Genomic DNA, 19,279 nt, shown 5'->3' on the forward strand with positions numbered 1-19,279 from the left:
GAATAACCGTTGGGTTCTGCGATGAGGCAATCCGCTACAGCTCAATACTCATGCCGTCATAAGCCACTTCAATCCCGCGTCGCTCCAGCAACGCCCGCTCGGCCGAGTCTTCGTCGAGGATCGGGTTGGTGTTGTTGATGTGGATCAGCACCTTGCGCTGGCGATTGAAGCCCTCCAGCACTTCGAGCATCCCACCGGGGCCGCTTTGCGGCAGGTGGCCCATTTCGCGGCCCAGGCTCTGGCCGACTTCACATACGCGCATTTCATCGTCGCGCCACAGCGTGCCGTCCAGCAGCAGGCAATCGGCGCGCTGCATCCAGCTCAATACCTCGGCATCGACCTGCCCCAGACCCGGCGCATAGAACACCGATGCACCGTTGCGCAGGTCTTCGATGAACAGGCCGATGGTGTCCCCCGGCTGCGGGTTGCCACGATTGGGGGAATACGGCGGCGCGTTGCTGACCAATGGAATGGCGCGAAACTGCAGGTGTTGGCAGGCTGCGATGCTGAACGGCTCACGGTCCAGTTCGATCGGTTGCCACTGCAAACCACCGTTCCAGTGCTTGAGCATGGTGAACAACGGGAAGCCGCTGCTCAGGTCTTCATGCACCCGCTCGGTACACCAGACCGAATGCGGGCAGCCTTCGCGCAGGCTCAACAGGCCGGTGCAATGGTCGATCTGACTGTCCAGCAGGACCACGCCGGCAATCGCCGTGTCACGCAGGCGTCGGGCCGGTTGCAGCGTCGGGAAGCTTTCGAGTTGGGCGCGGATGTCTGGTGAAGCATTGCAGAGTATCCATTCCACTCCGTCGTCGCTCAGGGCAATGGACGACTGCGTGCGGCGTTGTGCGTGCAGGCTGCCGTGACGCATCGCCGCGCACTGGCGGCAGTTGCAGTTCCATTGCGGAAAACCACCGCCGGCGGCGGAACCGAGAACGCGGATGTGCATGGCAGGCTCCAGAAAGCAGGCCCGGCCAACGCGACGGCTGACCGGGCGATCAATCAACGGTTGGCGAAATACATCGTCACTTCGAAGCCAATGCGCAGATCGGTAAACGCGGGTTTATGCCACATGGGTCATTCCTCTTCTTGTGCCGGACGATTCCGGTAACGTCATTAATGCACGGGGCGCCAACTGCCCGAATGCTACTTTCGAAGGAGGCGGCGGCGTGCGTTGGTAGGGGGTGTCGCAAGGCCTTCAAGCACACACAGAACCAATGCGGGAACGGGCTGATGTGGCCAGGGGGCTTGCCTGTGCTGAGGGAGCTTGCTCCCTCAGCACAGGCAAGCCCCCTGGCTACAAAGGCTCGCTCCCACAGGGTTTGTGGTGTGTTTACGGGGTTAGAAGAACCCCAGCGGATTGATGTCGTAGCTCACCAGCAGGTTTTTGGTCTGTTGGTAATGGTCGAGCATCATCTTGTGGTTCTCACGGCCGACACCGGACTTCTTGTAGCCACCGAACGCGGCGTGGGCCGGGTACAGGTGGTAGCAGTTGGTCCAGACGCGCCCGGCCTTGATCGCCCGGCCCATGCGATAGGCGCGGTTGATGTCGCGGGTCCACAGGCCGGCGCCGAGGCCGAACTCGCTGTCGTTGGCGATTGCCAGGGCTTCGGCTTCGTCCTTGAAGGTGGTGACACCCACCACCGGGCCGAAGATTTCTTCCTGGAACACGCGCATTTTGTTGTGGCCCTTGAGCAGCGTCGGCTGGATGTAATAGCCGCTGGACAAGTCGCCTTCCAGACGCTCGGCCGCACCGCCGGTGAGCAGCTCGGCGCCCTCCTCCTGGGCGATTTTCAGGTACGAGAGGATCTTGTCGTATTGCTGCTCGGACGCCTGGGCGCCGACCATGGTTTCGGTGTCCAGCGGGTTGCCGCGCTTGATCTTGACGATCTTCTTCATCACCTCGGCCATGAACGGTTCGTAGATCGATTCCTGCACCAGTGCCCGGGACGGACACGTGCAGACTTCGCCCTGGTTGAAGAACGCCAGCACCAGGCCTTCGGCGGCTTTTTCGATGAACGCAGGTTCGGCGTTCATGATGTCTTCGAAGAAGATGTTCGGCGACTTGCCGCCCAGTTCAACGGTGCTTGGAATGATGTTCTCGGCGGCGCAATGCATGATATGCGCGCCCACCGGGGTGGAACCGGTGAAGGCGATCTTGGCGATGCGCTTGCTGGTGGCCAAGGCCTCGCCGGCTTCGCGACCGAAACCCTGGACGATGTTCAGCACACCGGCTGGCAACAAGTCGGCGATCAGCTCGGCGAACACCATGATCGACAGCGGCGTTTGTTCCGCCGGTTTGAGCACGATGCAGTTGCCGGCCGCCAGAGCCGGGGCGAGTTTCCACGCGGCCATCAGCAGCGGGAAGTTCCACGGAATGATCTGCCCGACCACACCCAGCGGTTCGTGGAAATGATAGGCAGTGGTCAGTTCGTTGATTTCAGCGGCACCGCCCTCTTGAGCGCGGATGCAACCGGCGAAGTAACGGAAGTGGTCGGCGGCCAGCGGCACGTCGGCGTTGAGGGTTTCGCGCACGGCCTTGCCGTTGTCCCAGGTTTCGGTGACGGCGAGGATTTCCAGGTTCTGTTCGATGCGGTCAGCTATTTTCAGCAGCACCAGCGAGCGGTCCTGCGCCGAGGTTTTGCCCCAGGCATCAGCGGCGGCATGGGCGGCGTCGAGGGCCTTTTCGATGTCGGCGGCGCTGGAGCGCGGGAACTCGGCAATCACTTCACCGGTGACCGGTGAGGTATTGGTGAAGTACTCGCCATTGACCGGGGCGACGAACTCGCCGCCGATGAAGTTGCCGTAGCGTGGTTTGAAGGAAACGATGGCGCCGGGTGTTCCAGGTTGTGCGTAGATCATGATGGGCCTCTGTCTGGGTCGATGCCTGTCAGGCCAACAGGCGATGAACCGATAGTAGAGAGCCCCGCCTGCCAGACGAATGCGCCGTTGGCAGGGGGACTCTCGTTATTTGGTAGTAGAAGGCGCCGCTGTGTCAGCAGGCTTTTGTGGCGAGGGAGCTTGCTCCCGTTCGGCTGCGAAGCAGTCGTAAATCCAAACGACTCGGTTGGGGCCGGGAACGTTGGGGGCTGCTTCGCAGCCCAGCGGGAGCAAGCTCTCTCGCCACAGTTCATTCATCGCCACTCAGGTTGTGGTTGCCAGGGTTAGTGCTTGGCAACCAGGTCCTTCGGCAGCTTGAAGGTCCACAGCATCCCGCCCTGGTTGAAGTCCTTGACGCGCTTGGCCACTTCGCCGCCCCACAGCGGTACCGCGCCGCCCCAGCCGGAGAGCACCGAAACGTATTGTTCGCCGTCCATTTCCCAGGTGATGGGCGAGCCGAGCACACCGGAGCCGGTCTGGAATTCCCAGACTTTCTCGCCGGTCTTGGCATTGAACGCCTGCAGGAAGCCTTCAGGCGTACCGGTGAATACCAGGTTGCCCTTGGTGGTCAGTACCCCGCCCCACAGCGGCGCGAAGTTCTTGTGGCGCCAGACTTCCTTGCCGGTTTTCGGGTCGATGGCGCGCAGCACGCCGATGTAATCTTCGTTCAATGGTTTGATGGTGAAACCGGCGCCGAGGAACGCCGCGCCTTTTTTGTAGGCGATGCCTTCGTTCCAGATGTCCATGCCCCACTCGTTGGACGGCACATAGAACAGGCCGGTGTCGCGGTTGTAGGCCATCGGCATCCAGTTTTTCGCGCCGAGGAACGCTGGCGCTACAAACACCGAACTGCCTTTGGCCTCGGAACCCGGCGCCCCCGGACGGCTGGCCTCGTTGTAGATCGGCCGGCCGTTTTTATCCAGGCCACTGGCCCAGGTGATCTTGTCCACGAACGGGAAGCCGCGGATGAATTTGCCGTTGGTGCGATCCAGCACGTAGAAGAAACCGTTACGGTCCGCGGTGGCTGCGGCTTTGATTTCCTTGCCGCCTTCGTTGTAGTTGAACGACACCAGTTCGTTCACGCCGTCATAGTCCCAGCCGTCGTGAGGGGTGCTCTGGAAGTGCCATTTGATCGTGCCGTCGTCCGGGTTCAGCGCCAGGCGCGAGGACGAGTAAAGGTTGTCGCCCGGACGCAGGTGCGAGTTCCACGGTGCCGGGTTGCCGGTGCCGAACAGCAGCAGATTGGTTTCCGGGTCGTAGTAGCCGCCCAGCCACGGCGCCGCGCCGCCGGTTTTCCACAGATCGCCCGGCCAGGTCTTGCCCGCTTCGCCGCCGGAGATACCGTTCTCTACGGCCTTGCCGTCTTTGTAGACGTAACCCATGTGGCCTTCGACCGTTGGCCGGGTCCACAGCAGATCGCCGTTTTTAGGGTCGTAGGCTTCGATCTTGCCCACCACCCCGAACTCGCCGCCGGCCACGCCTGTGATTAGTTTGCCGTTGATGACCAATGGCGCGGCGCTGATGGAATAGCCTTCCTTGTGGTCGGCGACTTTCTTGCTCCACACCACTTTACCGGTGTCTTTATTCAGGGCCACGAGCTTGGCGTCGAGGGTGCCGAAGATCACCAGGTCGCCATACAGCGCCACGCCACGGTTGATCACGTCACAGCACGGACGGATGTCATCCGGCAGGCGCGCATCGTATTGCCAAAGCTTGCGCCCGGTGCGCGCATCCACCGCGAACACCCGTGAGTAGGAGCCGGTCATGTACATCACGCCGTCCTTGATCATCGGCTGCGCTTGCTGACCGCGCTGTTTTTCACCGCCGAAGGAGAACGCCCAGACTGGACGCAGCTCCTTCACGTTGTCGACGTTGAGCGTATCCAGCGGGCTGTAGCGCTGACCCTGGACGCCCAGGCCATTGGTGACGACCTGTTCCGGATTCTTCGGATCCTGGAGGATGTCTTGATCGGAGACTGCGGCCATTGCCTGGCCGGACAACAGCATGGCACTGAGCAGCACGCTCAAGACGAAGGGTTGGCGACGTGCGGGTTGGGTCATGACGGCTACCTCTGCGGTTTTTGTTATACCCGGGAAATTTTCCCGGTCTGGTGCAGATTCTTGGGCGCCGCCGCCCTTGCAACAATTGCCCGCAATGCGGAGATTTCTAGTTCCTTGGTAGCGGGTCGGATGATGCCAACCAACGAAGGCTCACCATTTGTAGCAGCTGGCGGAGCCTGCGTTCGGCTGTAGCAGCTGCCGAGCCCGCGAGGCTGCGTTCGGCTGCGCAGCAGTCGTAAAACCGAAGCTTGCAGTACATCAGGCAGAACGTGTCGGCCGGATTCACGACTGCTACGCAGCCGAACGCAGGCTCCGCCAGCTGCTACAAAAGATGCGTCGCATCTGAAATGGATTACTGATCCTTGCCGGAATCCACCCGCGTCATCAGCGCGCGCTCATAGCGCGGGTACAAATGGCTGACGCTACGGATCAGCTCATAGCGGCTCAGGCTGATCCCGGCGAAACGTTCAGGAATGGGGCTGCGGATCATCTCGGCCATGTCGCTGCCGTTCGCCGCACCGTCGCGCATGAGTTGATCAAGCCAGGAGAGGTAATCGCGCATCTGCTCGAACGGTTTGCTGTCCGTTGCCACGGGGCCATGACCGGGGACGATCAGCGTCCACGGCAGGCCCTGAAGCGTGGCGATATCCGCCAGCCACACCGACAACCCCGGGCTGTTCGGCGTGGTCAGGGCCCGTTGATAAAACACCAGATCCCCGGCAAACAGCACGCCGGTTTTCTGGTCGAGAATAGCCAGATCCGCGCCGGTGTGCCCACCCAGACTCAGCAGCCGCAGATCGTGGTTCCCAAAACTTTGCACGCCAGGCGTCAGCGTCTGCGTCGGCAACACCACTTCGGTGCCGCGCATCCAGTCACCCACCAGCCGATACATGTTCTCGGCCATCGCATCACCCTGTTGATGCAACAGCTCGGTGGTGCCGGCCAGTGCGCCGATCGGCACGTCGGTGAAGGCCTGACTGCCCAGCACATGGTCGGGATGGTGATGGGTCAGCAACACCTGGATCACCGGCTTATCGGTGGTTGCGGCAATCGCTTGGCGCAGGGCTTCGCCATAGCGCTTCGATGGCCCGGTGTCGATCACCACCACCCCTTGCCCGGTGACGATGAACGCGGTGTTGACGATGTTGCCGCCGTTGTTCTTGGCGAAGTTATCGGTGCTGCCCTCCAGCAGCCAAGTGTCTTCGGCAATCTGTCGAGGCTTGAGTGCGTAATCGGGATCGGCCAGGGTCGGCAGGCTCACACAGATGAACAACAACAGCATCCAGCGCATCACACGCTCCTTGGGTCAGGGTATGGCCGCATCGAATTGATTGCCGCTGTTGTCGCGCAATATCAGGCGCGTCCGCCCCGCACCTTCGATGTCGAAAGCCAGGTTGGGGTTCTCGCTGACCGCCGGGAACAGCTCCAGACGCGCCAGTACCCGGTTGTCTGAGTCCCGCAGCTCGGCCTGGTTGAGGAAAAATTCCGGGATGCCGCTGACCATGCCGTTGTCCATCGGATGCGCCACCTGCAAACGCACGCGGCTGAATTCGCCACGGGGATAACGACCGCCGAGCACTTCGCCGATGTGTTCTTCCCAGCCCGGCTGGGTGCGCACCACGCTCGGCGCCGTGCAACCGCCGCCGGCCGCGTCGATCAGGGTCGAACCGACATGCCACAGCCCGTCGCGGGTCAACACCGCCGCGCGCAATGGCGTGGCCTGTTCAACGCGGATGCGGATCGACAGCCAGGGCAGCACACCGGTCAAAGGCTCGAAGTCGACGATTTTCGGCAGCGGGTTGAGTTCGGCCCAGGCAAGGATTCGCACCACTTCGCCCTTGAACGCCCGAGCGTCGATTTCCAACGGCACTTGCCGGGCGTCTTCGGCGAACGGCGGTGCCAGCAGCTTGACCCGCTCGTCGAACACGAACGGTGCGTCGCCAAGCATCTGCTTGTGATAGAACGCCCACATCACCGACGGCACCGGATCGACCTCAATCGCCTGCGCGGCCAAGGGCAACCAACAGGCCAACAGCCAACGCGCGCGCCAGTTCATTGTTGATACATCTCGGGCACGTCATAGCGCAGGCCGTAACGGGCATAAATGCTTTTGACCGTGCCCTCGCGAATCAACGTTTCCAGCGCCTCTTCCACGGCATAGGCCAGTTGCCGGTTGCTTTCATGCACCGCCATGCCGATCTCCCAGCGTTGCTTGCCCATGTTCGGATAGGCGTTTTCCGCCAGCGCCACTTGCGGGTCGGCGGCCTGATGAACCTGCCAGTCGATCTCGCCGCGCATCGCCATCACCGCGTCGACTTCACCGGCCTTCATCGCGGCAAACGCCTGGGGCACGCCGGGGTAATGGTGGGTCTTGGCGGCTAGCATGCCGTTGAACACCGAGGTCAGGTAAAACGAGGGCACACTGTCGACTTCGACGCCGATCGGGTGCTGCTGGAACACCGCGACGCTGGCCACCGAGTCCAGTCGGCGACGGTCATACGCCACTTGCCATTGTTCGGTCTGGTACGGCCCGAACATCACCACATGGCCGTTCTCCAGTTCGCCCAGCTCATTGCGTTTCTGTGAGTAATCGCGGTCGTAGGGCACGCGCATCATCAGGTCGGCCAGTTGCTGGTTGTGCAGCTGACTGGCCCGCCAGATGTAATCGCGTAGGTCGTCGTCGAGCTTCTCCCCGGCGGGTGCCCAGATCAGTTTCAGGTTTACCCCCATGGCCTTGGCCAAGGCCTGGGCGAGTTCGACATCGACTCCGCGAGGCTGGCCGGCGTCCTCGAAACTGTAGGGCGCGAAGTCCTTGTAGACCGCGACTTTCAGCTCGGCGGCGGCGATCATTTCGTCATAGGTTCGGACCTGTGCCTGCGCTGCCTGGCAGCACAACCACACAGCGCTGATCAACACCGCGAGCAGGCGCATGGGTCACTCCTCGACGTGCACGCTGTCCAGGTAGGTGCGTACCGCCCACAAGGCTTCCTGGCTCAAGTAGTCGGCCATCTTCGGCATGTACACCCGGCCATCACGCACGGCACCATTACGCACCCGTTCGACGAACCACTCATCACCAGCCTCGCCGACATCGAGCATGCGCAAGTCAGGGGCAATGCCGCCGGACTTGGCTTCCAGGCCATGACAGGCCGCGCAGTTCTGGTTGTAGGCCGAAGAACCGATCTCCAACGCTTTATCGTGTTCTGGAGAAGAACGATACGGGTTCACCGCCGCCCAACCATCGGCATTGACCTGCACGCCGGCATCCTTGATCGGGGTCAACCCCTTGGTTTCGACGGCCTGGGGTACCACGTTGCCGTGAGCCCAGACAGAACCTGCGCTGAGGAAGCCGGCCAGCAGTCCGGCGACGAGCAAGGCGTTGCGTTTTGTTGTCATTGTTATGCCCTCAAGATTGCACGCAAAACCTCTTTGCAGAGGCTATGGCAGCCATCTTAGGAACCCCGTCGTACCAGCCCTATGCTGCTTTGGTGGCCGCGGCCTACTTCCTTGGTAGTAGGGCTTGTGGTGAACCACCCAGGTGCGTTTCACACGCCGTTACTACCTTGGTACTGGCCCATCGATACTTTCTGCATATTTCCCCACCCGTCATGGGTTCCTATGCTGGCGCTACCTGTGATGGAGTGCCTTATGCGCCAGCTCGCCCCTTATGCCTTGATCTACCTGCTGGCGATTGCCTGCGCCGCCGGGCTGGCGACCCAGAGTCAGGCGGCGGATGCGCCGTTGCAGGTGCGGATCGGCTATCTGGGGTATCGCCCCGATCCCGGGCCGTTGCTGTCAAACGTCATTCCCGAGCCAACCGATGCCGGCTTGCGTGGCGCGGAACTGGCGATCATCGACAGCAACAGTACCGGGCGTTTCCTCAACCACAGCTACAGCCTGGTCAGCGCCAGCGTCGACAATCCGGATGCGCTGATCGACGCGGCCAAAGCCCAACACGAACAAGGCCTGCGCCTGTTTGTGGTGAATGCACCGGCGGAAAACCTGCGCCGACTCAGCACCGTGCTCCCCGACAGCCTGCTGTTCAATGCCGGCAGCCCCGACGACAGCCTGCGCACTACCGATTGCCTGCCGAACGTGCTGCACAGCCTGCCGAGCCGGGCGATGCTGGCCGATGCACTCGCGCAATTTCTGGTGCTGCGCAAATGGCAACGGGCGCTGCTGATCGTCGGCCCCACCGCCGACGATCAAGCCTATGCCGCCGCCCTGCGCCGGGCCGCAAAACGCTTCGGCCTGCAACTGGTGGCGGAGAAAGCCTGGAGCTTCGATAACGATCAACGGCGCAGCGCCCAGGCCGACATGCCGCTGTTCACCCAAACCGCCGAATACGACGTGGTGCTGGTCGCCGATGAACGCGGCGACTTCGGCGAGTACGTGCCCTACCAGACCTGGTACCCACGCCCGGTCGCCGGCACCCAGGGCCTGACCCCGGTGGGCTGGCACAAGACCGTGGAAACCTATGGCGCCGCGCAGTTGCAAAAACGCTTTGAAGCCCTGGCCGGGCGCTGGATGAACGATCGGGATTTCGCCGCATGGATGGCGGTGCGCAGCATTGCCAGCGCGGTGGGCAAATTGCGTCAGGCCGATGCCATGGCGATTCGTACGCTTGAAATCAGCGAGCAATTGCCGCTGGACGGCTTCAAGGGCCGCAAGCTCAGTTATCGGCCGTGGAACGGTCAGTTGCGCCAGCCGATCCCCATCGTGCAGCCCCGGGCGCTGGTCAGCACCTCGCCGCAAGACGGTTTCCTGCACCCCTTCAACGAAATGGACAGCCTGGGTTACGACAAAGCCGAGGTCAGCTGCCGCTTTCCCTGACAGCCCTACCACCACAATAAGAAGGAATCTGCCATGCGCCGCACCCTGCTTTCATGCGCTCTACTGCTCGCCGCCGGGCATGCGGCGGCCAGCACCGCCTGGGTCTCCAACGAAAAGGACAACAGCCTGAGCCTGATCGACATGCAGACCCTGCAGGTCACCGAAACCCTGCCCGTCGGCCAGCGTCCACGCGGCCTGTTGCTGTCCCACGACAACAAGCTGCTGTACATCTGCGCCAGTGATTCGGACCGGGTCCAGGTGATGGACGTCGCCACGCGCAAGATCATCAAGGAACTGCCCTCGGGCAAAGACCCTGAACAATTCGCCCTGCACCCTAATAATCGCTGGTTGTATGTCTCCAACGAAGACGATGCGCTGGTAACCGTGATCGACACCGAAACCTCCAAAGTGCTCGGGCAGATCAACGTTGGCGTCGAGCCCGAAGGCATGGCCGTCAGCCCCGATGGCAAATGGGCGGTGAACACCAGCGAAACCACCAACATGCTGCACTGGATCGACACCGGCACCCAGACCCTGGCCGACAATACGCTGGTGGATCAACGACCGCGTTTTGTCGAGTTCAATCCCGATGGCTCGCAGCTCTGGGCCTCGGCGGAAATCGGTGGCACGGTGACGATTCTCGATGTCGCCAGCCGCAAAATCCTCAAGACCCTGAGCTTTCAGATCAAAGGCGTGCACCCGGACAAAGTCCAGCCTGTCGGCATCAAACTCAGCGCCGACGGCAAGTACGGCTTCGTCGCCCTCGGTCCGGCCAACCATGTGGCAGTGATCGACGCCAAGACCTTCGAGATTGTTGATTACCTGCTGGTGGGCCGACGGGTCTGGCAGATGGCGTTCACCCCGGATCAACGGCAACTGCTGGCCACCAATGGTGTCAGTGGCGATGTGTCGGTGATCGATGTCGACACCCTCAAAGTCAGCAAATCGGTGAAGGTCGGGCGCTATCCGTGGGGCGTGGTGGTGACGCCATGAACGCCCTCGAGGTCAGCGACCTGAGTTTCGCCTACGGCCCGCGCGAGGCCTTGCGCAAGTTGAGTTTCAGCCTGGCACCGGGGCGTTTTGCGGCACTGCTTGGGCCTAATGGCGCGGGCAAATCAACCCTGATCGCCCTGCTCACCCGCCTCTATGATCTGCAACGCGGTGATATCCGGGTCGGCGGCTGCTCGTTGCGCGACGCGGCACGCCCGGCGCTCAAGCAATTAGGGGTGGTGTTTCAGCAAAGCACGCTGGATCTGGACCTCAGTGTCGAGCAGAACCTGCGTTATCACGCGGCGCTGCATGGTCTGTCCCGACGCCAGACCGGGCTGCGGGTCGACGCTGAGCTGGCGCGTCAGGCCCTGACCGAGCGCCGTCGCGAGCGGGTCCGCGAACTCAATGGCGGCCATCGCCGGCGGGTGGAAATCGCCCGCGCGTTGCTGCACGAACCACGCCTGTTGTTGCTTGACGAGGCGAGTGTCGGCCTTGACCCGGCCAGTCGCCTGGCGCTCAACCAGCACATCCGCAGCCTGTGCCGCGAGCAAACCATCAGCGTACTCTGGACCACTCATTTGCTGGATGAAGTGCAACCCAACGACGACTTGCTGATCCTGCATCAAGGCCGTTTGGTCGCCAGCGGACAAGCTGATGCGCTGAGCCTGGAACATGGCGGCGACCTCGATTCGGCCTTCGCTCGCCTGACCACCTCGGTCTCTTCAGAGGCAGTCATCCGATGAACGCTTACTGGCAATGTTTCAGCGGTATCGTGCTGCGCGAATGGCTGCGCTTCGTGTTGCAGCGCACGCGGTTTCTCAGTGCGCTGGTGCGGCCGTTGCTGTGGCTGCTGGTGTTCGCTGCCGGGTTCCGCGCGGCACTGGGCATCGCCATCATCGAGCCCTACGACACCTACATTCCCTATGAGGTTTACATCATCCCGGGCCTTGCCTGCATGATCCTGCTGTTCAACGGCATGCAAGGTTCGCTGTCGATGGTGTATGACCGGGAGATGGGCAGCATGCGCGTGCTGCTGACCAGCCCCCTGCCCCGGACCTTTCTGCTGTGCAGCAAATTACTGGCGACGTCGCTGATTTCGCTGTTGCAGGTGTACGCCTTCCTCGCGATTGCCTGGCTGTACGGCGTGCAACCGCCGGCCATGGGCCTGTTGCTGGCGTTGCCGGCGTTGCTGCTGGTGGCGTTGATGCTCAGTGCGCTGGGCCTGCTGCTGTCCAATGCGATTCGCCAACTGGAGAACTTTGCCGGGGTGATGAATTTCGTGATCTTCCCGCTGTTTTTCCTGTCGTCGGCGCTGTATCCGCTGTGGAAAATGCGCGACTCCAGCGAGTGGCTGTATTGGCTGTGCGCCTTGAACCCGTTCACCCATGCGGTGGAGCTGGTGCGATTCGCGCTGTACGAACGCTTCAACCCGTTGGCGCTGGCGGTGTGCGCGGGGCTGACGCTGGTGTTCGCCCTGCTCGCCGTGCTCACCTTCAACCCGCAACATGCGGCCTTGCGCAAAACCGGCTGACTACTCCGGAACGTTCTCACGCAGAGCGTGGGAACGATCAACAGGACAAAATTACTACTTTGGTACTGGTTTACCTGTCTATCGTCGCATTCACAACGCACCGCTACTGGCATGTAATGGGTCCATAACTATAAGGACTGACCCCCATGCCGCGTGCCCGACGTGTTCTGTTGCGCCCTTCTCTCGCTGCGCTGTCGCTGAGCCTGTTGCTGGGCACCGCGCAGGCCGAAACAGCGCTGTTCTCCGCCGACGGTTATCGCATCGGCCTGTACCGCAGCCCGACCCCGACTCAGCTCCAGGGCGCGAACATCATCGACACGCCCGCCCTGCAAGACCTGCTCAAGCAGACGCCCCGGCCGGTGCTGATCGATGTCTACCGTCGGCAATGGCTACAGGGCCGTTTCATCGAAGACCAGCCCCACGAAAACCTGCCCGGCAGCCATTGGTTGGCCAATACCGGTGACGGCGATCTGACGCCCGACTGGCAAGACTATTTTGCACGTAACCTGAACACATTGACCGCTGGCGATCACACGCAACCGTTGGTCTTTTACTGCCGCTCCGATTGCTGGTTGAGCTGGAACGCGGTAAAACGCGCTGCTTCCATGGGCTATAAAACACTGTATTGGTACCGCGACGGACTGGATGCCTGGCAAGCGGCGAATCTGCCCGTGACGCAGGCGAAGCCCGAGCCTTTTCCCTGACTTGAGCACTTGCGTGTTGTTGCCACACCCTGAAAAAAAATAATGAGGTGAAAGGCCATGTACAAAATTCTGATTGCCGACGATCACCCGCTGTTTCGCGAAGCCATTCATAACGTCATCAGCGACGGTTTCCCCGGCAGCGAGGTCATGGAAACCGCCGACCTCGACAGCGCCCTGGCCTTGACCCAGGAACACGACGACCTGGACCTGATCCTGCTCGACCTGAACATGCCCGGCATGCATGGCCTCAATGGCCTGATCAACCTGCGCAACGAGGCGCCGACCATTCCGGTGGTGATCGTCTCGGCCGAACAGGACAAGCAGATCGTGCTGCAAGCCATCACCTATGGCGCGGTGGGGTTCATCACCAAGTCCTCGCCACGGGTGCAGATGACCGAGGCCATCCAGCAGATTCTCAATGGCAATGTGTACCTGCCGCCAGACATCATCCGCACGCAAAAAAGTGGCGCCAGCCGGCGCCTGAGCGAGACCCCGAGCTTCCCGCCGGAGCTGCTCCAGGCGCTGACCCGCAAACAGCTGCTGGTGCTTGAGCGCATGACCAAGGGCGAGTCGAACAAACAGATCGCCTACACCCTGGAAATCGCCGAAACCACGGTCAAGGCCCACGTCTCGGCGATCTTGCGCAAACTCAATGTGCACAACCGGGTGCAGGCAATATTGAGTGCCGGGGATATTGATTTCGGGTCGTATCTTCGGCGGTAACTGCCCGGTCTGAAAGCTGACCTGTGGCGAGGGGGCTTGCCCCCGTTGGGTCGCGAAGCGGCCCCCTGCAAATTCTCAGATGCACCGAGTCGCCTGGATTTACGACTGCTTCGCAGCCGAACGGGGCGGTGCGGCGTTCCGACAAGCTCCCTCGCCACAGGTTAGGTGTTATCTGGATGGGCCGAGCAAATAACTCATCGCCGTCTTGAGCTTCATCGGCCGCACCGGTTTGTGCATCAGGGTGTGGCCCAGTTCGCGGATCTGCTGTTTGAGTTCGTTGCTGTAGTTGGCGGTGATCATCATCGCCGGGATCGCCGAGGCGCGACGGGCGTTGATGCGGGCCACAGCGTCGACGCCGTTCTGCTCGTCATCCAAGTGATAGTCGGCGATCAGCAGGTCGGCTTCGGCGTGATAATTATCCACTTGCCGCGCCAGGTCCTCCTCCGAGAGTGCCGTGACCACCCGGCAGCCCCAACCTTCGAGCAAGGTGCGCATCCCGGCACAAATTGCCGCGTCGTTGTCCAGCACCCACACCCGTGCACCGCGCAGGCGCTCGAGCATCGGTTCACTCATCAACAAACTCGGCAATGCCTTCGGCGCCGTGGCGCTCAAAGGCACTTCGACGGAAAACATTGAGCCCTTGCCCGGCCATGAACGCACGTGAATCCGGTGGCCAAGAATACGCGCGATTTTCTCGACGATCGCCAGGCCCAGCCCCAAGCCGCGATCTTGATCCGGACGCTGTACGTCACCGCGTTTGAACTCCTGAAAAATCTCCTCCAGACGGTTCTCGGCAATGCCCATGCCGCTGTCCCAGACTTCGATGGTCAGCCGCTGGTGATGGCGCCGGCAACCGAGCACCACCCGCCCGCTGTAGGTATAGCGAATGGCGTTGCTCAGCAGGTTGCGCAGGATCCGTGCGAGCAATTGAATGTCACTGCGCACCAGCGCCGAACACGGGATGAAATGCAGCTCGAGGCCTTCACTGCGGGCTACTTGGGTGTATTCGGCGGCGAGGTTTTCCAGCAATTCGCTGAGGGCGAACGGCGCAATGTCGGCCTTGATCACCCCGGCATCCAGTTTGGAAATGTCCACCAGTGTGCCCAACAGGTTTTCCACGTCCTCCAGGGAATTGCTGACGTTGCGCACCAAATTCTCGTTGGCCACTGGCTCCCGGCGCTCCAGCAACGCGCTGGTAAACAGCCGCGCGGCGTTCAGCGGTTGCAGCAGGTCGTGGCTGACGGCGGCGAGAAATTTGGTCTTCGACAGGTTGGCCTGCTCGGCCTCCAGCTTGGCCTCGCGCAAGCGTGATTCCACGCGCCGACGCTCGTCGATTTCACGCAGCAATTGGTCATTGAGGGTGGTCAGTTCGGTGGTGCGTTCGCGTACCCGCAACTCAAGGTTCTGATAGGCCTGATGCAGCGCCTCGGCGGTACGGCGGCGCTCGGTGATGTCGCGGATCAACACGAAAATCCCCACCACTTCCCCGCTGGCCAGGCGGTTGGGCACGTAGGAGCGCAGCATGTAGCGCTCCTGATTGTTGATGTTGGTTTCGGCGAACTCGAACGTCACGCTCTCGCCGGCCAAGGCACGAGCCACATAGGCCTCGAGGCGCTGATAGTGCTGCTCGCTGTGCACTTCGCGCAGGCTCTGCCCGAGCATTACGCCCCGGGGCCAGCAGTACCATTCTTCGTAGACTTTGTTGGTGAATTCATAGACCAGATCGGCATTCAGGTAGGCGATCAGCGCCGGCACGTGGTCAGTGATCAAGCGAATCCAGCGCTCGCTTTCGCTGAGGGCTTCGGCGTGCTGGTAGCGTTCGGTGATGTCGGTGAAGGTGTTGACGAAGCCGCCGGTGGGCAACGGATGGGTGCGGATTTCCAGGACCCGGCCATCGTAGAGGCGCTGCTCGCATTCCTGCACGTATCGCCCGTTGGCATCACGACTGGCCGGGGTCAGCAGGTTCAATTCGCTGTCGGCGATCACTTCGGCGAACGGCCGATGAGCCGCCACCGGGGCCAGGCCGCTGAGTTCCAGGAAGCGCCGGTTCCACAACTCCAGAATGCCCTCGGCGTTGACCATCGCCACCCCTTGGGACAGGTTGTCGACCGCCCGTTGCAACAGGTGCGACTTTTGCGCCACGGCCTGCTCGCGGCGCAGGGTTTCGCTGAGTTTGACGTCGGTAATGTCGGTGAACAGAATCACCCGCCCGCCTTCCTGGGTCGGCCGCTCGCTGACTTGCAGCCAGCGGCCATTGTGCAGGCGATAGAGCAGGCTTTCGTCGACAGGCGACCGGGGTTCTTCACTGAACAACCCGGTAGAAGTCATCAACCGTTTGACCTCACTCAGGCGCATGCCTGCGTTGATCCGTACCCGGCTGTTACCCCAAAACGCCTTGAAACGGCTGTTGAACAGCACGATCCGCTGCTCGGCGTCGAACAGCACAAAAGCGTCGGAGATGCTTTCGATGGCGTCGATCAAGTGTTGATGGGCGGTTTCGGCTCGTAGCCGCGCTTCGCTGAGCAAATGGTTGCCAGCCTTGAGTTCGGCCATGGCCTGGTTCAGGGCGTCGGTGCGCTCACGCACCTGTTCGGCCAGCACCACCGAATGCTGGAACGCCGCATACGGGTCGTTGCCCCGGGTGATGCCGGACTCGATGCGTTCGATCAGCGCGTCATTGATGCGCTGCAATTTTTGGTTTTCGTGCCGCAGGCTGGCGATTTGCGCCTGAAGGTCAGCGCTGTCCAGGGGCGCGTCCTCGGGCAATGGCAACCCCGGTGAAGGTCTGGTTGATGTGCATGCCATTGAACTGTTCTCCGTAGGTGTTGAAACCCATCACCCGCTGGTCCCGCAAAAACGCGCCGATTTGCTCGAGACTGCCGGCGTCTTCCAGTTCCAGGCGCCGGAGAAAACAGTCGCAGCCGATGGTCAGCAACAAGTCCCCGAGACGCTCGCGCAAACCCTCGAACAGGCCTTGCAGATTCGGCAACATGGGGCCGGGTTTCATGACGGTGAGGACGATGCCGTTTTCCACCGCACAGTAGAAACTCAGGCTCAGGTCTGGGTGAACCTGCTGGATCGCCCGCACGTAATACTGATCGTTGATCCGCACCGCCAACGGGTGTGCGGCAAAGGTCCGGTAATCGAGGTCGGCCACCGCCACGCCGATATGCCGGGCGTACTCCTCGGCGGCCGGTTCGGCGTTGAGCTCGAATACCCGGCGCGAAGTGCTGTCGGCGGCGGTGACCACCAGTTTTTCAGCCCTGGGCAGGATGTGGTGGGTGGTGAAGACTTCGAAGTCCAGCCAGGTATTGACCAGCACCACCACCGCCGCACCGCTGTGAAACTCGCCGCCGAAATACACGTGGGTGTGGGTCAGGTAATTGTCGTCGCCGGCCGAACCACCGAAATGCGGAATATCGCCCAATGCCGCGCTCAAGGCGGCGAGCACCATTTCTTCACGGCTGGACAAGCCATCGAGCAGGGTCAGGGCAAAGCTGTTGCCTTTGATCGGCGCCAGGGTGTTGCTACGACAGCCACTGACCAGGCGCTCGACCATTTGCTGGGCATCGATCAGGCTGAAATGCTCCATCTCATCGATCAGTTCGGTAGAGATGGAAAAGTGCCGATGATCGAAGCCCACCGCGGTCACGCAGCTGCGGCCATAACCTTGGGGGGTGATTTCGCCGGCACTGGTGCAACCCACCAGCCGAATGCCGCCGAAGCTCTGCTGCAACGCCTGCCCCAGTGCCTGCAAGTCGTACTCGGCGGAACAGAAGAACAGCACGAAGCCCAAATGCGGGTGCAAGAGTTGTCGCGCCAGATCCTGCGCCGCTTGCTGGGCATCGATGGCCTGGGACATGGCACTGACCACACCGTCGCTCTGAACCTGCTGCATCGTCGCCCCTCGCCTGTATGAGCTTCGAGTGTACGAAGCCTGCGGGTGGTGACGAATGCTACTTGGGTAGCGGGTGGGTGGTTCGATGGGATGAGAGGGGGATTTGCGTGTGGCGAGGGGGCTTGCCCCCCGTTGGACTGCGCAGCAGTCCCCAAAATTGGCCGATGCGCGACCAGAATCGGGGGTCGCTTCGCGACCCAACGGGGGCACGCCCCCCCGCCACAGGCAAGCCCTCTAGCCACAGGCAAGCTCCCTCGCCACAAGTGGTGCTCAGTCAGCCAGTTACCAGGTCAACACCGCCCCCACCGCAAACGTATCGGTGTTCTCATTCTGGGCGCTGGTGTCGTGGCCGTTGATTTCGAACTGGTTGTACTCGGCCACCAGCTTGAGGTTGTCGTTGACGTCATGGAACAGCGCAACGCCGCGGGTTTCGTAATCAGCGCCGCTGCCGACCACGCCGTTACCGTCGTCCTTGGTCTTGCCGTAAGACAAGGCCAGGCGGTTTTTGCCCAGTTTGTAGGAGCCCTGCAACAAGTAACCGTTGCTGTCGACATTGCGCAGGGTCGGTTCGCCGGCGTTGTTGGTGAAGAACGGGTTGATGCCTTTGGCCTGGAAACCGGAACCGGTCAGCGACAGCCCGCCCATCTTCGCCTGCACACCGTAACCGACACCTTTGGAAGTGACGGACTCGACGTTGGAGTCGGTGTTGTCCGAGGTCTGGTAGCTGCCGTTGAGCCAGCTGTAAATCTTCGCTCCGCCAACGTCGAACTGATAGGTGATCTCGCTCTCGGTGCGCGGGTTCTTCTGGTAGGCCTTGCCGGTTGCACTACTGTCGTTGGTGTCGACCGGGTCCATGATCCCCACCGCGACCCGCAAGCCGTCCATCATTGGGGTGCGATAGGTAATCTGCGACGTCGGGAACGGGTACGGATAGCCGCTGCCGATATTGCCGAACGACACCCCGCCGCCGTCCACCAGGCCCAACGTATCGCTGACCTGACCGTAACCGGCGAGCAGTTCGTCGAGCAGGATGTTGGAGCGGGCAAACAGGCCGAAATCCTTGCCGATCAGCACCTCGCCCCACTCCAGGTTGGCCACCGTACCGTAGAACTGCCGCACGTCGATGGCGGTGTCGGTGCCGTTGGTTTCGCTGTCGTTGATGGTCACCCAGAACGAGGCCCGGGCGCCGAGCTTGAGGTCATCGACCTGCTTGCCCATGTTGAAACCCAGATAGTTAGGTAAAAAGCCCATCTTCACCCGCGCCTGGCGCCGGTCGTACTGATCGCCGGCCCGGTCCACGTTGCTGTTGACGTAGAAGGCGTTGATGTAGCCATCGGTGGAGAATGTGGTCTGGTCCTTGTCGTACAGCATGATCTCGGCCTGGGCCATTGAGCTCAGGCCCAGGGATGACAGACTAACGATGAAAGCCGGCAAGAAACGATGCTTGAAATTCTTATTGTTGTGCATGACGCGCTCCGCTACGGGGACTTGATGTCGGAGGCGATTATCGAAAGCGGACAGGCGGCGTCATACGCTGCCTTGGGGGCGGTTGTCAGGTGCTTTGGGCTGGCCGGTAGCGCGCGGCAAATTCGGCGTAAGACCGCCCGTCGGCCAGGCCCGGAACTTAGGACGTAAGCCTGTGGACCCGACTGGCGTCCAC

17 protein-coding genes are annotated in these 19,279 nt (G+C 61.6%); 6 read left to right on the forward strand and 11 right to left on the reverse strand.

The features are described 5' to 3' along the window. Window positions 1–34 precede the first annotated feature (34 nt). The 8 genes from pqqB to pedF form a co-directional block, all read right to left on the reverse strand. Complete coding sequence (gene pqqB, locus ACEN9A_RS16870; protein ID WP_258668747.1) at window positions 35–949, reverse strand: pyrroloquinoline quinone biosynthesis protein PqqB; 915 nt, start codon at window positions 947–949, stop codon at window positions 35–37. 53 nt (window positions 950–1,002) lie between these two features. Then, window positions 1,003–1,074 carry a pyrroloquinoline quinone precursor peptide PqqA gene (gene pqqA, locus ACEN9A_RS16875; RefSeq protein WP_081499480.1) on the reverse strand — a complete coding sequence of 24 codons (72 nt, stop codon included), beginning with the start codon at window positions 1,072–1,074 and terminating at the stop codon, window positions 1,003–1,005. A gap of 267 nt (window positions 1,075–1,341) precedes the next feature. After that, on the reverse strand, window positions 1,342–2,862 hold the full coding sequence (gene exaC, locus ACEN9A_RS16880) for an acetaldehyde dehydrogenase ExaC (RefSeq protein WP_258668748.1): 1,521 nt from the start codon (window positions 2,860–2,862) through the stop codon (window positions 1,342–1,344). Between the two features lie 302 nt (window positions 2,863–3,164). Further along, a complete protein-coding gene (locus tag ACEN9A_RS16885) occupies window positions 3,165–4,940 on the reverse strand; it encodes a PQQ-dependent methanol/ethanol family dehydrogenase (RefSeq protein WP_258668749.1) in 1,776 nt (591 codons plus the stop codon). 352 nt (window positions 4,941–5,292) lie between these two features. Further along, window positions 5,293–6,231, reverse strand: coding sequence for a quinoprotein relay system zinc metallohydrolase 1 (locus ACEN9A_RS16890; RefSeq protein ID WP_258668750.1), 939 nt, complete (start codon window positions 6,229–6,231; stop codon window positions 5,293–5,295). A 15-nt stretch (window positions 6,232–6,246) separates the two neighbouring features. Then, window positions 6,247–6,996 (reverse strand): quinoprotein dehydrogenase-associated SoxYZ-like carrier, encoded by a 750-nt coding sequence (locus ACEN9A_RS16895; RefSeq protein ID WP_258668751.1) that lies wholly within the window; start codon window positions 6,994–6,996, stop codon window positions 6,247–6,249. Next, entirely contained in the window at window positions 6,993–7,871 is an 879-nt protein-coding gene (locus ACEN9A_RS16900) for a substrate-binding periplasmic protein (protein ID WP_258668752.1), read from the reverse strand. Before ACEN9A_RS16900 ends, ACEN9A_RS16895 begins: the two co-directional genes overlap by 4 nt. A gap of 3 nt (window positions 7,872–7,874) precedes the next feature. Then, on the reverse strand, window positions 7,875–8,336 hold the full coding sequence (gene pedF / locus ACEN9A_RS16905) for a cytochrome c-550 PedF (RefSeq protein ID WP_028940253.1): 462 nt from the start codon (window positions 8,334–8,336) through the stop codon (window positions 7,875–7,877). Between the two features lie 252 nt (window positions 8,337–8,588). Here pedF and ACEN9A_RS16910 point away from each other — a divergent pair, with 252 nt between their 5' ends. From ACEN9A_RS16910 to ACEN9A_RS16935, 6 genes are all read left to right on the forward strand, one after another. Further along, entirely contained in the window at window positions 8,589–9,773 is a 1,185-nt protein-coding gene (locus tag ACEN9A_RS16910; RefSeq protein ID WP_258668753.1) for an ABC transporter substrate-binding protein, read from the forward strand. Between the two features lie 33 nt (window positions 9,774–9,806). Then, window positions 9,807–10,766: a YVTN family beta-propeller repeat protein gene (locus tag ACEN9A_RS16915; protein ID WP_258668754.1), complete on the forward strand. Its 960-nt coding sequence runs from the start codon at window positions 9,807–9,809 to the stop codon at window positions 10,764–10,766. Beyond that, complete coding sequence (locus ACEN9A_RS16920; protein ID WP_258668756.1) at window positions 10,763–11,506, forward strand: ABC transporter ATP-binding protein; 744 nt, start codon at window positions 10,763–10,765, stop codon at window positions 11,504–11,506. Before ACEN9A_RS16915 ends, ACEN9A_RS16920 begins: the two co-directional genes overlap by 4 nt. Then, complete coding sequence (locus ACEN9A_RS16925) at window positions 11,503–12,294, forward strand: ABC transporter permease (protein ID WP_096480057.1); 792 nt, start codon at window positions 11,503–11,505, stop codon at window positions 12,292–12,294. The genes ACEN9A_RS16920 and ACEN9A_RS16925 overlap by 4 nt, the downstream gene beginning before the upstream one ends. A 146-nt stretch (window positions 12,295–12,440) precedes the next feature. Beyond that, complete coding sequence (locus ACEN9A_RS16930) at window positions 12,441–12,998, forward strand: PQQ-dependent catabolism-associated CXXCW motif protein (RefSeq protein WP_258668759.1); 558 nt, start codon at window positions 12,441–12,443, stop codon at window positions 12,996–12,998. 57 nt (window positions 12,999–13,055) lie between these two features. Further along, window positions 13,056–13,721 (forward strand): response regulator transcription factor, encoded by a 666-nt coding sequence (locus tag ACEN9A_RS16935; protein ID WP_258668760.1) that lies wholly within the window; start codon window positions 13,056–13,058, stop codon window positions 13,719–13,721. Between the two features lie 168 nt (window positions 13,722–13,889). On the opposite strand, the gene nahK is transcribed toward ACEN9A_RS16935, so the two are convergent. The 3 genes from nahK to ACEN9A_RS16950 all read right to left on the reverse strand — a co-directional run bounded on the left by nahK (window position 13,890) and on the right by ACEN9A_RS16950 (window position 19,086). Then, on the reverse strand, window positions 13,890–16,487 hold the full coding sequence (gene nahK, locus ACEN9A_RS16940; RefSeq protein ID WP_111453488.1) for a hybrid sensor histidine kinase/response regulator NahK/ErcS': 2,598 nt from the start codon (window positions 16,485–16,487) through the stop codon (window positions 13,890–13,892). Continuing rightward, on the reverse strand, window positions 16,456–17,619 hold the full coding sequence (nosP, locus tag ACEN9A_RS16945; RefSeq protein ID WP_096480056.1) for a nitric oxide-sensing protein NosP: 1,164 nt from the start codon (window positions 17,617–17,619) through the stop codon (window positions 16,456–16,458). Before nosP ends, nahK begins: the two co-directional genes overlap by 32 nt. 282 nt (window positions 17,620–17,901) lie before the next feature. Continuing rightward, window positions 17,902–19,086: a porin gene (locus tag ACEN9A_RS16950; protein WP_258668762.1), complete on the reverse strand. Its 1,185-nt coding sequence runs from the start codon at window positions 19,084–19,086 to the stop codon at window positions 17,902–17,904. Window positions 19,087–19,279: the final 193 nt, after the last annotated feature.

The sequence above is a fragment of the Pseudomonas sp. Pseusp18 genome (assembly GCF_059506005.1).